Origin of the sequence: Anaeromyxobacter paludicola (assembly GCF_023169965.1) — a bacterium.
In the GTDB taxonomy this organism is placed as follows: Bacteria; Myxococcota; Myxococcia; order Myxococcales; family Anaeromyxobacteraceae; genus Anaeromyxobacter_B; species Anaeromyxobacter_B paludicola.
In genome coordinates, this window is sequence record NZ_AP025592.1 from 2,754,150 (window position 1) to 2,767,889 (window position 13,740).

The following is a 13,740-nucleotide window of genomic DNA, read 5'->3' on the forward strand; positions in this document are numbered from 1 at the left end:
CGCGCGCTCCTCACGCGCTCGCCGCGCCCCCGACACGCACCCTTGGTCTAGTCCGTCGCGCCACCCGCCGGAGGACGACTCGATGCCCACGCTCGCCCACCTCTCCGATCTCCACCTCGGCCGCGACGAGGCGACCGGGGCCGCCGCCCGCCGCCTCGCCCGGGCCCTCCTCGCCGCCGGCGTGGACCGGCTGCTCCTGACCGGCGACCTCACCCACCGCGGCCAGCGCGGCGAGCTGCACGAGTTCGAGGAGGTCTTCGCCCCCTGGCGCGACGCCGGGCGGCTCACCCTCGTGCCGGGGAACCACGACCGGCTCGGCCACGACCTCGGGGGCGCGCTCATGCCGGGCGACCGGGTCCAGGTGGAGGAGCACGAGGGGCTGCACCTCGTGCGGCTCGACTCGACCGGTCCCCACAACCGCTCCTTCCTCTCCGGCCACGGCGCGCTCGCGCCGGGCGACCTCGACCTCGTGGACCGGGCGCTCGCCGCCGCGCGCCCCGGCGCGCTGCGCGTCCTCATGCTGCACCACCACCCGCTGCCGCTCCCGGAGGACTGCCTCGTGGAGCGGCTCTCCTCCTGGCTGGGCCGCCCCTGGACCGCCGAGCTCGCGCTCGGCCCGGCGCTCCTCGCGCGGATCGCCGGGCGCTGCGACCTCGTCCTGCACGGCCACCGGCACGCGGCCTCGCGGGTCGAGCTCGAGGGCGCCGCGGGCGCGCCCCTCGCCGTGCTCAACGCCGGCTGCTCCACCGAGCTCGAGGCCGCCCGGCTCCTCGACTACGCGGACGGGCGGGTGGCCGGGGAACGGTGGCTGCACTCGGACGCCGGCGTGGCCCCGATCCTCGCGCCCAGGCCGGCGGCGCGGGCGCCGCGGCCGGTCGATCCCGGGCTCGCGGCCTGAGAGGTCAGGCCGGGCGCGCGGCGGCCCGGAGCTCCTCCAGGATCCGGTAGAGCCCGAACTTCGGGAGCCGGAGGAAGCCCGAGAAGGCGGCGCCGGCCAGCGTCCCGTCGGCGAGCCACTCCGGCAGCCACTCGGCGGCGAAGCGCGGCTCCCCCTGCTTCAGCCCCGCGCCGGCCTGCAGGAGCCAGCGCCGGTTGTACTTCTCGTGGGCGCCGACGGGCCAGGCGCAGATCACCGGGAGCCCGAGCGCGGCGTAGAACGAGAGCTCCGAGGGCTTCGTCCAGAGCGCGTCGGCGCGGGCGAGCAGCCCGTTGAAGGCGCGGTAGTAGCCGCCGAACGACGTGGCCTCGACGAGCTCGAGGGCGCCCGGCGGGAGCGCCCCCAGGCCGGCCGCGTCGATCGCCTCGCGGAAGGCGTCGCCCACCTCGCGCCGGAGCCCGGCCACGAGCGCGAGCCGGAGCCGCCCCGCCTCCAGCGCCGGCCGGAAGCCGGGCAGGAAGCTCGCCGCGAGGCCGGCCTGCGCGCCCGCCCCGCCCACCGCGAACACGAGCAGCGGCGGCCGCCCCTCCTCCTCGTCCGGCAGCGGCCCGAGGAAGCGCGACAGCTCGTGCCGGAAGTCGCGCCGGAACTCGCGCTCCGGGTCGAGCCGCACCAGCCGCGCCGCGAGGTTCCGCGTGAGCGCGGGGAGCTCCGGACCGCCGACCAGCTCGTCGGGGAGCGGGAAGCCGGTGAGGACCACCCGCTCGCGGGGCACGCCGTAGGCGACGAGCCGGCGCACCGCGCGCGGGGTCGGGGCGAGGTAGCGGATCCGGCTCGTGGCCGGCTCGGCCGGGGCCCAGATCCGGTGGAGGTCCGAGTCGGTGACCACGCAGTGCACGCCGCGGCAGCCGGCCCGGTCGGCCGCGAGCGCCGGCGTGTAGAACGTGGTCACGAGCGGCGCGCCGCTCCGCCGCAGCTCCTCCACCAGCCCCTGGCCGAGCTTGCCGCCGCCGAGGAGCCGCTCCAGCGCGCGCACCGGGCCGGTGGCGGCGGAGAGGTCCCGCAGCGGGTGGAGCGGCTCGATGGCGGTGGCGGCGTCGAGCGCGGCCCGCAGCGGCGCCCCGACCACCGGCCACTGCGAGAGGCGCGAGGTCAGCTCGTAGGCGGCCCGGGTGCGGGCCCAGAGCCGCTCCTCCTCGGCGCCGGCGAGCGGCGGCCGGTCCACCTCGCGCACCTCCACCCCGAGCGCCTCGGCGATGGGCCAGGCGGCGCGGAGGTGGCCGTAGCCCATGTCCGCCGCCACGACGAGCGGCGCCGCGGCTCCGGTCACGCCGCCCTCGCCGCGGGCGCGGCGCGGCCGAGGCGGCGGGGCCGGGCCGGCTCGAGGCGCGAGCCCGGCAGGACGCGCAGCCGGTTGCCGCGCCAGACCACCTCGCGGGCGAAGAGGCCGTGGGCCCAGGCCGCGCCGAGCACGAGGTCCTTCACCGGCGCGGCGGCGGCGGCGAGGCCGTAGCCCCGGCCGCGGAGGAGGCGGGCACAGCCCTCGTCGTGGAGGGCGCGGGCCGCGGCCACCGCCGCGAGCGCGCCGAGGGTGCGCGGGCAGGGGGCGAGGGCCGCCGCGCCGGTGGCGAGCAGCGTCGGGTTGAGGAGCCCCTGGGCGGCGTGGAGCGCGGGGCCGGCGAGGGCCCGCTGCAGCACGCTCCAGCGCTGGTAGCGCGAGAAGAAGTCGGCGACGCTGCGCCGCTGGCTCACGTTCCGGACCGGCCGGCGCGCCACCGCCACCCGCTTGCCGAGGACCGCCGGGACCATGCGGCCGAGCACGAAGTCCTCGGCGAGCACGTCCTTCACCGCGGCGAAGCCGCCGAGCGCGTCGAGGTCCGAACGGCGGAAGGCCATCGACTTCCCCACCACGATGTCGTGCCCGGCGAGCCGCTTCGCCGCCACCACCCCGGGCGCCACGCCCCCCGCGAGCTGCAGCCCGTCGAGCACCGAGCCGAGCCGCTCCTCGCCGACGCCGACGATGGGGTGCGTCACCAGGCCCACCGCCGGATCCCGCAGCAGCACCGCGATCTCGGCGAGGTAGTCGGGGTGCACCTGCACGTTCGAGTCGCTCACCACCAGGAGCTCCCCCCGGGCCACGCGCGCGAGGGTGAGGAGCTGGTTCACCTTGGGGTTCATGCCCGGCTCGCCCCGCTGGAGGCAGAGCCGGAACCGGCCGGGGTGGCGGGCCATGGCGGCGCGGGCGACCGCGCAGGCCGGGTCGCGCGGGCTGCGGACGCCGAGGAGCACCTCGTAGTCGGGATAGTCGAGGGCGGCGAAGGTGTCGAGGTTGGCCGCGAGGTCGTCGTCGGCGCCACAGAGGGGCTTCAGCACCGAGACGACCGGCGCTCCCTCCCCGCTCGGGCGGGGAGGGCCGGGGAGGGGCGGCCGTGACGCTCCCCTCAGGTGCCCGCGCAGCGCGAGGTACTGCCCCGCCAGCAGGAGGAGGCCGCCGAGGGCGGCGGCGAGGAGCAGGCTGCTCAGGGCGACGGCCACGGCGGTACCTCCTGCGCGGGTCTCGCTCCGGAACCGGCCGGAGCGAGACGATCGTGCAGGGGGCGCGTGGCGCGCCCGGGGCGCCGGCGAGACCGGCCGGCGAACCCCGGGTGACGAATCGGCTACGCCGCGGGCTCGCGGCTGCCGGGGTGGCGCACGTCGGTGCCGCGCACCATGAAGATCACCATCTCGGCGAGGTTGATGGCGTGGTCGCCGAAGCGCTCGAGGTGCTTCGCCACGAACATGAGGGCGGTGGCCCGCCGGATGACGCGCGAGTCCTCCATCATGAGCGCGAGCAGCTCGTTGAAGATCTCGAGGTACAGGGCGTCGAGCAGGTCGTCGCCCTTCATGACCTCCTCGGCCTTGGCGGCGTCGCGCGAGACGAAGGCGTCGAGCGCCTTCTTGAGCTGGGCCTCGGAGAGCTCGGCGAGCCGCGCCAGGCGGTGCTGCGGCGCCAGGGCCGGCGCGCTCGCGAGGTCGAGCGCCCGCTCGGCGACGTTGACCGCGAGGTCGCCCATGCGCTCGAGGTCGGTCACGATCTTGAGCGCGGTGGTGATGAAGCGCAGGTCGCTCGCGGCCGGCTGGCGGAGCGCCAGGAGGCGGCGGCAGGCGGAGTCGATCTCCACCTCGAGCCGGTTCACCTCGCGGTCGTCGTCCTTGACCCGCTCGGCGAGCTCGGGCGTGCGCTCCAGGATGGAGCGGACCGAGAGGGCGATGGCGGCCTCGACCTTGCCGCCCATGGCCAGCAGCTTGTCGCGGAGGTCCTGCAGCTCCGCCTCGTAGGCGCGATCGGTGTGGATGGTGACCATCGGCGCTCCTACCCGAACTTCCCGGTGACGTAGTCCTCGGTCCGCTGCTCCCGAGGGTTGGTGAAGATGGTCTCGGTGTCGCCCACCTCGACGAGCTCGCCCATGTAGAAGAAGGCGGTCTGGTCGGAGACGCGGGCGGCCTGCTGCATGTTGTGGGTCACCACCACGATGGTGTACCGCACCTTGAGCTCGTGCATGAGCTCCTCGATGCGGGCGGTGGCGATGGGGTCGAGCGCGCTCGCCGGCTCGTCCATGAGCAGCACCTCCGGCTCGACCGCCAGGGCGCGGGCGATGCAGAGCCGCTGCTGCTGGCCGCCGGAGAGCGAGGTGGCCGCGGTGTGGAGCCGGTCCTTCACCTCGTCCCAGAGCGCCGCCTGGCGCAGGCAGCGCTCCACGATCTCGTCGAGGTCGCCCTTCCAGCCGTTGAGCCGCAGGCCGGCGGCGACGTTGTCGGAGATGGACATGGTGGGGAACGGGTTGGGGCGCTGGAACACCATCCCCACCCGCCGCCGGATGGAGACCGGGTCCACGCTCCGGTCGTAGAGGTCCTCGCCGTCGAGCGTCACCTTGCCGGTGGCGCGCCCGCCCGGCACGAGCTCGTGCATGCGGTTGAGGCAGCGCAGGAAGGTGGACTTGCCGCAGCCGGACGGGCCGATGACGGCGGTGACCGAGAGCGGCTGGACGTCGATGGAGACGTCGCGGACGGCGTGGTTCGGGCCGAACCAGGCGTCGAGCCCCTCGACGCGGATCTTGGGCTCCTGGGCGTTCATCGGCTGCTCCCGAGGCGGCTGCGCAGGGCGAGCCGGGCGAGGAGGTTGAGGCCGCCGACCACGAGGAGGAGCACCAGCGCGGCGCTCCACGCCTTCTGGTGCCAGTCCTCGTACGGGCTGATGGCGTAGTTGAAGATCTGCACGGTGAGCGAGGCGGTCGGCTGGTCCGGCCGCAGGTTCCAGTACTGGTTGTTGAGCGAGGTGAAGAGCAGGGGCGCCGTCTCGCCGGCCGCGCGGGCGATGGCGAGGAGCGCCGCGGTGACGATGCCGCCGCGGGCGGTGCGCAGGACGATCCGGAGGCTCGTCTTCCACTGCGGCACCCCGAGCGCGAGCGAGGCCTCCCGCAGCGACCCCGGCACGAGCCGCACCAGCTCCTCGGTGGCCCGGGCCAGGGTCGGGATCATGAGGAGCCCGAGCGCGAGCGCGCCGGCGAGCGCCGAGAAGCGGTGCATGGGGATGACCACCAGGCCGTAGGCGACGATGCCGACCACGATGGAGGGCACGCCGGAGAAGACCTCGGCGGTGAAGCGGACCGCGCGGCCGAAGAGGCCGTCGCCCCGCTCGGCCAGGAAGACGCCGGCGCCGATCCCGATCGGCAGCCCGACGACGCAGGCGAGGCTCACCAGCATGGCGGTGCCGGCGACCGCGTTGCCGACGCCGCCGCCGGGCTCGCCGACCGGCGTGGGGAGCGCGGTGAAGAAGGAGAGGGAGAGCCCGGGGACGCCGCGCGACACCACGAGCCAGAGGAGCGAGGCGAGCGGCGCGAGGGCGAGGAGCACCCCGACCGCGCAGAGGGCGGTCATGAGGTGGTTCTTCGCCCGGCGCAGGAGGAGCGAGCGCATGGGCTAGGAGGCGGAGACGCGGGCGGGCCCCGAGGAGACCATCCGCACGAGGAGCCGCGCCGCCGAGTTGAGGATGAGGCTCACGCCGAAGAGGACCAGCGCCAGGCCGGCGAGCGCGCCGGTGTGCACGTCGCCGGTGGCCTCGGCGAACTCGTTGGCGATGACCGCCGGGAGCGAGTACCCGGCCGCGAAGAGCGAGGTGCTGATGGTGGGCGAGTTCCCGATCACCATGGTGACGGCCATGGTCTCGCCGAGCGCGCGCCCGAGCCCGAGCAGCGCGGCGCCGAGCACGCCGGCGCGGCTGTAGGGGAGGATGGCCATCCGGATCGCCTCCCAGCGGGTGGCGCCGAGCGCCAGCGCGCCCTCCTTGAGCGACGCCGGGACCGTCTTCAGCACCTCGATGGTCACCGAGGCGATGGTCGGGAGGATCATGACCGCCAGGATGAGGCCGGCGGCGAGGTAGCCGAGGCCGATGGGCGCGCCCTGGAAGATGGGGAGGAAGCCGAGGGTGCGCGCGAGGAACGGCTCGACCGAGTCGCGCAGCCAGGGGACCATCACGAACAGGCCCCAGAGGCCGAAGATGACGCTCGGGATGGCGGCCAGCGTCTCGATGGCGAACGAGACCACCGGGCGGAGCCGGCGCGGCCCCATCTCCTGGAGGAACAGCGCGAGCCCCACCGAGATGGGCACCGCCACCGCGATGGCGACCACGCTCGTCACCACCGTGCCGTAGATGAACGGGAGGGCGCCGAAGGAGCCGGAGACCGGGTCCCAGTCGCTCGAGGCCACGAAGGTCCCCGCCCCGGCCTTGAGCGCCGGGCGGGCCACGTGGACGAGCGACAGGACCACCAGGCCGACCAGCGCCAGCACCGCCCCGCCGAGCAGGCCGAGCAGCGCCGCCCAGGCGCGGTCGCCGCGGTTGCGGCCGCGGGCGGCCCGCCCCGGCGCCCCGGCGCGGACGCCGGGGGCCGGTGCGGAGGCGGTCGAGCGCGCGCGCTCGAGGGAGACGTCAGTGCTGGGCGGCAAGGGAGACGTGCTTCCCCTGGACGGTGAGGCCCTTGATCGTGGCGGTCACCTCGTCCACGACCTTCTTCGGGAGCGGGGCGTAGTCGAGCGGCGCGGCGGCGGCCTGGCCCTCGTGCACCGCCCAGTTCAGGAAGTTCACGAGCGCGGCGCCCTTGGCGGCGTCGTGCTGGTCCCGGTAGACGAGCAGGTAGGTGAAGGAGGCGATGGGGTAGGCGCCCTTGCCGGTCGCGTTGGTGATGGAGACGCGGTAGTCGGCCGGCATCTTCACGCCGGCGGCCGCCTCGGAGGTGCTCTGGATCGACGGCTTCACGAAGGCGCCGTCGTGGTTCTTGAGCGAGGCCATCTCGAGGTGGTTCTGGTTGGCGTAGGCGAGCTCCACGTAGCCGACGGCGCCGGGGGTCTGCTTCACGAGGCCGGTGACGCCCTCGTTGCCCTTGGCGCCGAGGCCGGTCGGCCACTTCACGCTCTTGCCGGCGCCCGGGCCGGCCTTCCACTCCGGCGAGACCTTGGCGAGGTAGTCGGTGAAGATGGCGGTGGTGCCGGAGCCGTCGGAGCGGTGGACGACCGCGATGGCCTGGTTCGGGAGGGACACGCCCGGGTTCTCCCTGGCGATGGCCGGGTCGTTCCACTTCGTGATCTTGCCGAGGAACACGTGCGAGAGGACCTCGCCGGTGAGCTTCAGGTCCTTCACCGGGGCGTTGTAGGTCACCACCACGGCGCCGAGCACGGTCGGGATGTGCTGGATGCCGGGGGCCTTCGCCAGCTCCTCGTCGGTCATCGGGGCGTCGGAGGCGCCGAAGTCCACCGTCTTCTCGGTGATCTGCTTGATGCCGCCGCCCGAGCCGATCGACTGGTAGTTGAAGCGGAGGTCCGGGTGCTGCTTGTTGTAGTCGCTGAACCAGCGCGAGTAGAGCGGGAACGGGAAGGTGGCGCCGGCGCCGGTGATGAGGAGGTTGTCGGCGCGGGCCGCCAGGGCGGCGCCGGCGAGGAGCAAGGTCGCGAGGAGCTTTTTCATCTCTGTCTTCCTCTCTTCGTTTGGTTGCGGGGTTTCTTAGAGGCGGAGCGTGACGCGGCGGTGGCTGCGTGTGACGTTCGTGTGACGGCTACGTGAAGACGAGGCGAAACGGGCACGCCCCCTCCCAGGCCCGCCGCCCGCCGAGGGCACGGGAGACCGGAGAGGGGGCGGCCACGGGAGGGAACGGCGGGACGGCTAGAACTTGAGCTGCGTGACGAAGAAGACCTCGTCCGCCGAGACGTCGCGGGCGTCGTCGTTGTTCCGGTAGTAGTCGAGCTGGAGCTTGACGTTCTTCACGAGCTTGGGCGGGACCTCGTAGTTCAGGCCCACCGAGACGGTGGTGTCCTTCACGCAGCGGGCGTTGCCGGCGAAGGCGCCGGCGGCCGCGGTGGAGGGGGCGCCCTTGCACTGGCTCACCGGGGTCTGGGAGTCCGAGTCCCAGTGGTCGTAGCGGGCGACGAGGTTCCAGATGCCGTACTGCGCGGCGTCGTAGCGGTACCCGGCGGTCAGGTAGTAGCCGACCGGCGCGAGGCTGTAGAAGGTGGCGCTGCCGCCCTTCGCGACCAGCGCGGCGGCGTCGGGGGCCTGCCCCTCGCGGCCGCCCATCCACTCGCCCTTCACCGTGAAGCCGGCGTACTCGAGCGCGGCCTCGACACCGCCGCGGTTCTTGGTCTTCTTCACGAGCCCGCCGCCGAAGGCGGGATCGAAGGTGCCGCCGATGGCGCCCGAGGCGCCGACGCTCACGCCCGGGATGGGCTTCAGCACGACGCGGCCGGCCACGTCCTTGGTCGGCTGGTTGTCGTACACGTTCTGGCCGGTGCCGTTGAAGACGCCCACCTCGTACTCGACGAACGGCAGGTCCTTCGTCGAGGCCGCCATGAGCCCGATGTCGCGCTGGTTGCCGAAGTTGTTGCCGAGGAAGGACCGCTCGGCGAAGTCGAGCTTCGCGGAGGAGCCGAAGCCCTCCATGGTGAGCGGCGTCTTCATCTGGCCGAGCCGCAGCTCGGTGTAGGGGAGGACGTAGGCGCTGAACCAGGCGTCCTGGAGGATGTCCTTCACGCCGAGCGAGGTGGCGGCGGCGGTGCAGGTGGGGGCGGCGCCGGCGGTCGCGCCGGCCTTGCAGGTGATGGTCTCGGCGGGCACCGCGACGTTGCCGTTCTGGATGCGGGCCGGATCGACCATCACGTGGTAGCCGAAGAGGCCGCCGAGGGTGTTGTCGTAGGAGATCTCGCTGCGGCGGATCTTGAAGGTGGAGTACCCGGCGTTGGGCTGGCCGCCGCCGCCGTTGCTCGAGAAGTCCTTCTTGGTCACGCCGGCGTTGAAGCGGGCGTCGGAGTCGGCCTGGAACCAGCCCTGCAGCAGGAGGCCGAAGCCACCGGCCTGTTCCTTCACCGAGGGGGCCGGCTTGGGCGCCTCGGGGGCGGCCGGCGGGGCCACGTCGGTCTCGGCGGCGAGCGCGAGCGCGGGCAGGAGGGCGAGGAGGGCAACGAGCTTCTTCATGAGAGGTCCTTTCACCGTTCGAAGTGTGCGCGGGTTTTCGCAGCGCTCGGTGTCGCGCGCGTGCTGCACGCGTGACGACTCGGTGAACCCTGGCGGGTCCTCTCGACGACGTTCACTGAGGGAGGAGCAGGCCGCCGCAGGCGCGACGGCGCTCGGGGCCCTAGTCCGCCGCCGGCAGCCGGACCCAGAACCGGCTCCCGCCGGCCCCGCTCTCGACGCCCACCGCGCCGCCCTGCGCGTGCGCGAGGTGCTTCACGATGGCGAGCCCGAGCCCGGTGCCGCCCTGGTCGCGGCCGCGGCCGGCGTCGGCGCGGTAGAAGCGCTCGAAGAGCCGCGGCAGGTGGTGCTTGTCGATGCCCGGGCCGGTGTCGGTCACCGCGAGCGTGACGCTCGGCCCCTCCGCCGCGCCCGAGAGCGTCACCGCGCCGCCGGCCGGCGTGTACTTGATGGCGTTCTCGACGAGGTTCACCAGGATCTGCTCGAGCGCGCGCGCGTCGGCCTGCACCCGCAGCGCCTCGGGCAGCGCGCTCCCGAGCGCGAGCCTCCGCTCGGCGGCGGGCGCCGCGTAGAGGTCGAGGAGGTTGCGCGCCAGCGGCACCACGTCGAGCGGCCCCACGTTCATGGCCCACTGCCCCGACTCGATGCGGGAGAGGTCGAGGAGGTCGCGCGTGAGCCGCGCCAGCCGGTCGGCGTGGCGGGCGATCATCTCGACGAAGTGGCGGGCCTGCTCCGGCTCGGCCAGCGCGCCGCCGAGGAGCGTCTCGGCCGCCCCGTGGATGGCCGTCACCGGCGTGCGCAGCTCGTGGCTCGCGTTGGCGACGAGGTCGCGGCGGGCGCGCTCGGCCTCGCGCTCGCGGGTGACGTCGCGCAGGATGAGGAGCACCTCGCCGCGCAGGAGCGGCGTGAGGTGGGCCACCAGGGTCTGGCGCCCGCCGGGGAGCTGCAGCTCGAGCTTGCGGGAGCTCCCCTCGAGGGCGCGCTGCACCGCCTCGGAGAGCTCGGCGCTGCGGGTGAGCTCGAGGGCGGTGAGCCCGGCGGCGCGGCCGTCGGCGGCGAGCGCGTCGGCGGCGACGTTGGCGGCGCGGACGCGGCCGTTCTTGCCCACGAGGGCGGCGGCGTCGGGGATCGCGGCGAGGAGCTCCCGCTCCGGCTCCTCCTTGGGCCGGAGCCGCTCCGCCCGCGCCTCGAGGAGATCCGAGAGGAGCTGCACCTCGGGGATGAGCTCCGCGCGCGAACCGCCGGCGAGCTCGGCGCGGAGCGCCTCCACCGCCTCGGGCACCGGGTTGCGGAACCGGGCCAACGCTCACGCCCCCGCGCCGGGGGCCACCAGCCGGTAACCCACCCCGCGCACCGTCTCGAGCAGCTCGCGCGCCGAGCCGAGCTTCTCGCGCAGCCGCTTCACGTGCGTGTCCACGGTGCGCGTCTCCACCTCGGCCGACATCTCCCACACGTCGGTGAGGAGCTGGTCGCGCGACTGCACGCGCCCGAGCCGGGCCATGAAGGTGGTGAGGAGCTTGAACTCGAGGGCGGTGAGCTCCACCTCGGCGCCGTCCACGAAGCAGCGGTGCGCCTCGAGGTCCACGCGGATGGGCCCGACCTCGGACGGCGGGCGCTGCTCGGCCGGCGCGGCGGCGGCGCGGCGGAGCACCGCCTTCACCCGCAGCACCAGCTCCCGGACGCTGAAGGGCTTCGTGACGTAGTCGTCGGCGCCGAGCTCGAACCCGACCACGCGGTCCACCTCGTCGGAGCGGGCGGTGAGCATCACCACCGGCACCGCCCGGGTCCGGGGGTCGGTCTTCACCTTGCGGCAGATCTCGACCCCGGAGACGTCGGGGAGCATGAGGTCGAGGAGGATGAGGTCGGGCACGCGGCGGCGGAGCCAGCCGAGGGCCTCCTCGCCGCTCTGCGCGAGCAGGGTCTCGAACCCGGCCTGCCGCAGGTTGAAGTCGAGCAGGGAGACCAGATCGCGCTCGTCGTCGACGATCAGCACCGAGGGCACGGCCCCTTTATAACGGGCGGCCGGTGACGGACCGGAAGCGTTCTTGCAACGCCCCGGTGACGCGCGCCGACGGGTGGTTGGATGTCCTACCTGGCGAAACGTTGACAAGCCGTTCCCGCGCTGGCTGATCTCGGGGCTCGAGCCCCGCTTGGTCACCTCCCCGCGCCCGCCCCTCCCGGACGAGTCCACCCCCCTGCCCGGCGCCCTGCCGCACCGGACCGGGGCGCTCCCCATCGCCGCCTGGTTCGGCCAGCTCACGCCGGGGCTCGCCCTCGCCCTGGCCGTGCTGATGACCGCCTGCGTCGCGGTGGGCGACCTGCTCACCGGCGCGGAGATGGTCTTCACGCTCCTCTACCTCGGGCCGGTGGCCTTCGCGACCTGGTTCGTGGGCGCCCGGGCCGGCGCCGCGCTCTCCGCCGCGTCGGCGGCCGCCTCGGTCGCGACCGACCTCGCCACCCGGACCACCCCGCTCCCCGCCGCGATCCTCACCTGGAACCTGCTCGTCCAGCTCGGCGTGCTCCTCGCCCAGGTGATGCTGCTCGACGCCTTCCGGTCGCGGCTCGAGGCCGAGTCGCAGCTCGCCCGCACCGATCCGCTCACCGACATCCCCAACCGGCGCGGGTTCCTGGAGGCGGCGCAGCTCGAGGTCGAGCGCGCCCGCCGGCACCGCCGGCCGCTCACGGTGGCCTACGTGGACGTGGACGATTTCAAGGGCGTGAACGACCGGCTCGGCCACGCCGGCGGCGACCTCCTCCTCGCCACCGTCGCCGCGGCGCTGCGCGGCAGCACCCGGGCGGTGGACGGCGTGGCCCGGCTCGGCGGCGACGAGTTCGGCCTGCTCCTGCCGGAGACGGACGGGCCGACGGCCGAGGCGCTGCTCGCCCGCGTGCGCGCCACGCTCGCGGCGGCGGCGCGCGAGCAGGGGTTCGAGGTCACCTTCAGCGCCGGCGCGGTCTGCTTCGTCGAGCCGCCCGGCAGCGTGGACGAGCTGCTCCGCCGGGCCGACGACCTCATGTACGAGTGCAAGCGCCAGGGGAAGAACCGGATCCGTTTCGCGCAGGTCGGCGGGGAACGCGCTAGGTTGCGCGGATGAGATTCTTCGCCACCTGCGCCAAGGGCACCGAGGGCCCGCTCCGGACCGAGCTCTCCCGGATGGGCTTGAAGCACCTCAAGGGCGACCGCGGCGGCGTGCGCTTCGAGGGCAAGCTCGAGGCCGGCATGCGCGCCTGCCTGCACAGCCGGATCGCCATGCGCGTCCTGCTCGAGCTCGCCACCTTCCCGGCGCCCGACGCCGACGCGCTCTACGAGGGCGCCCGCGCCGTCGCCTGGCAGGAGTGGCTCACCGAGCGCACCACGCTCGCCGTGGACGCCTCGGTGAAGGACTCGGCGCTCACCCACTCGCAGTTCGCCGGGCTGAAGCTCAAGGACGCGGTGGTGGACGTCCTGCGCGACCGGCTGGGCGCCCGGCCCGACGTGGACCCGAAGGACCCGGACGTCCGGATCGTCCTGCACGTCGCGCGCGACGAGGCGACCGTCTCGCTCGACCTCGCCGGCCACCCGCTCCACCGGCGCGGCTACCGGGCCGCCATGACCGACGCGCCGCTCAAGGAGACGCTGGCCGCGGCGGTGCTGGCGCTCGGGCAGGTGGACCCGGCGAAGCCCTTCGTGGACCCGATGTGCGGCTCGGGCACCCTCGCCATCGAGCACGCGCTGGCCGCGCGGCGGATCGCGCCCGGGCTGGGCCGGCCCTTCGGGTTCCAGCGCTGGCCGGTGTACCGCGGCCAGCCACAGTCGCGCTGGGACCAGCTCAAGGAGGAGGCCCGGGCGGCGGTGCTGCCGGCGGCGCCGGCGCCCATCGTGGCGCGCGACTTCGCCGCCAAGCCGCTCGAGGCGACGCGGCTCTGCGCCGCCGCGGCCGGCGTGCTCGCCGATCTCCGCGTCGAGCGGGCCGACGTGCGCGACCTCGCGCCGGAGTGGCCGGAGGGGACCCTCTGCACCAACCCGCCCTACGGCGAGCGGCTCACCGGCACCCACGCCGAGCGCGAGGCGCGGCGCGGCGAGGAGGACCGGCGCGGACCGCGCGGCGGGCGCCCCTCGCCTCACCGCGAGGCCCCGCCCGATCCGCACGAGGAGCGGATAAATCTCAAGAAGCTGACCGGCCTCTACCGCCAGATGGGCGAGACCTTCCTCAGGCACTCGGGCTGGGAGGTGGTGATCCTCTCCGGCAGCCCGCTGCTCGAGGAGGCCTTCCCCTTCAAGCCGCTCGTCTCGCACCGGCTCTGGAACGGGCCGATCGAGGCGCGAATGCTCCGTTACCGGATGCCATAGCGCGGCGGTGCGCGAGCGCCGGGCCCTCGCCGCGCGGCG

13 protein-coding genes are annotated in these 13,740 nt (G+C 74.5%); 3 read left to right on the forward strand and 10 right to left on the reverse strand.

What is annotated here, in order from left to right; translation table 11 throughout:
* Positions 1–82 precede the first annotated feature (82 nt).
* Positions 83–898, forward strand: a complete 816-nt coding sequence (locus AMPC_RS12510; RefSeq protein ID WP_248341437.1) for a metallophosphoesterase family protein — start codon at positions 83–85, stop codon at positions 896–898.
* A 4-nt stretch (positions 899–902) separates the two neighbouring features.
* Here AMPC_RS12510 and AMPC_RS12515 read toward each other — a convergent pair whose 3' ends face one another.
* The 10 genes from AMPC_RS12515 to AMPC_RS12560 all read right to left on the reverse strand — a co-directional run bounded on the left by AMPC_RS12515 (position 903) and on the right by AMPC_RS12560 (position 11,373).
* On the reverse strand, positions 903–2,207 hold the full coding sequence (locus AMPC_RS12515; RefSeq protein WP_248341438.1) for a glycosyltransferase family protein: 1,305 nt from the start codon (positions 2,205–2,207) through the stop codon (positions 903–905).
* Positions 2,204–3,412, reverse strand: coding sequence for a glycosyltransferase (locus AMPC_RS12520; RefSeq protein ID WP_248341440.1), 1,209 nt, complete (start codon positions 3,410–3,412; stop codon positions 2,204–2,206). Before AMPC_RS12520 ends, AMPC_RS12515 begins: the two co-directional genes overlap by 4 nt.
* A 122-nt stretch (positions 3,413–3,534) precedes the next feature.
* Positions 3,535–4,221 (reverse strand): phosphate signaling complex protein PhoU, encoded by a 687-nt coding sequence (phoU, locus tag AMPC_RS12525; protein ID WP_248341443.1) that lies wholly within the window; start codon positions 4,219–4,221, stop codon positions 3,535–3,537.
* An 8-nt stretch (positions 4,222–4,229) separates the two neighbouring features.
* A complete protein-coding gene (gene pstB, locus AMPC_RS12530) occupies positions 4,230–4,970 on the reverse strand; it encodes a phosphate ABC transporter ATP-binding protein PstB (protein ID WP_449658162.1) in 741 nt (246 codons plus the stop codon).
* A 17-nt stretch (positions 4,971–4,987) separates the two neighbouring features.
* Positions 4,988–5,833: a phosphate ABC transporter permease PstA gene (gene pstA / locus AMPC_RS12535; RefSeq protein ID WP_248341448.1), complete on the reverse strand. Its 846-nt coding sequence runs from the start codon at positions 5,831–5,833 to the stop codon at positions 4,988–4,990.
* A 3-nt stretch (positions 5,834–5,836) separates the two neighbouring features.
* On the reverse strand, positions 5,837–6,859 hold the full coding sequence (gene pstC, locus AMPC_RS12540; RefSeq protein WP_248341449.1) for a phosphate ABC transporter permease subunit PstC: 1,023 nt from the start codon (positions 6,857–6,859) through the stop codon (positions 5,837–5,839).
* The gene (gene pstS, locus AMPC_RS12545; RefSeq protein ID WP_248341452.1) at positions 6,843–7,874 is read right to left on the reverse strand and encodes a phosphate ABC transporter substrate-binding protein PstS; all 1,032 of its coding nucleotides are present in this window, start codon (positions 7,872–7,874) and stop codon (positions 6,843–6,845) included. The genes pstC and pstS overlap by 17 nt, the downstream gene beginning before the upstream one ends.
* Positions 7,875–8,069: 195 nt before the next feature.
* Positions 8,070–9,374: a porin gene (locus tag AMPC_RS12550; protein WP_248341454.1), complete on the reverse strand. Its 1,305-nt coding sequence runs from the start codon at positions 9,372–9,374 to the stop codon at positions 8,070–8,072.
* Between the two features lie 160 nt (positions 9,375–9,534).
* Positions 9,535–10,674 (reverse strand): sensor histidine kinase, encoded by a 1,140-nt coding sequence (locus AMPC_RS12555; RefSeq protein WP_248341458.1) that lies wholly within the window; start codon positions 10,672–10,674, stop codon positions 9,535–9,537.
* Between the two features lie 3 nt (positions 10,675–10,677).
* Complete coding sequence (locus tag AMPC_RS12560) at positions 10,678–11,373, reverse strand: response regulator (protein ID WP_248341460.1); 696 nt, start codon at positions 11,371–11,373, stop codon at positions 10,678–10,680.
* Positions 11,374–11,521: 148 nt separating this feature from the next.
* Between AMPC_RS12560 and AMPC_RS12565 the strand changes: the two genes are divergently transcribed.
* Both AMPC_RS12565 and AMPC_RS12570 read left to right on the forward strand, forming a co-directional pair.
* Entirely contained in the window at positions 11,522–12,466 is a 945-nt protein-coding gene (locus AMPC_RS12565; RefSeq protein WP_248341461.1) for a GGDEF domain-containing protein, read from the forward strand.
* The gene (locus AMPC_RS12570) at positions 12,463–13,701 is read left to right on the forward strand and encodes a THUMP domain-containing class I SAM-dependent RNA methyltransferase (RefSeq protein ID WP_248341470.1); all 1,239 of its coding nucleotides are present in this window, start codon (positions 12,463–12,465) and stop codon (positions 13,699–13,701) included. The genes AMPC_RS12565 and AMPC_RS12570 overlap by 4 nt, the downstream gene beginning before the upstream one ends.
* Positions 13,702–13,740 lie beyond the last annotated feature (39 nt).

Bases quoted from the DNA above. Each gene is read 5' to 3' on its own strand.
- AMPC_RS12510 (WP_248341437.1), top strand. From the start codon at position 83: ATGCCCACGCTCGCCCACCTCTCCGATCTCCACCTCGGCCGCGACGAG.
- phoU (WP_248341443.1), bottom strand. From the start codon at position 4,221: ATGGTCACCATCCACACCGATCGCGCCTACGAGGCGGAGCTGCAGGAC.
- pstA (WP_248341448.1), bottom strand. From the start codon at position 5,833: ATGCGCTCGCTCCTCCTGCGCCGGGCGAAGAACCACCTCATGACCGCC.
- pstS (WP_248341452.1), bottom strand. From the start codon at position 7,874: ATGAAAAAGCTCCTCGCGACCTTGCTCCTCGCCGGCGCCGCCCTGGCG.
- AMPC_RS12550 (WP_248341454.1), bottom strand. From the start codon at position 9,374: ATGAAGAAGCTCGTTGCCCTCCTCGCCCTCCTGCCCGCGCTCGCGCTC.
- AMPC_RS12570 (WP_248341470.1), top strand. From the start codon at position 12,463: ATGAGATTCTTCGCCACCTGCGCCAAGGGCACCGAGGGCCCGCTCCGG.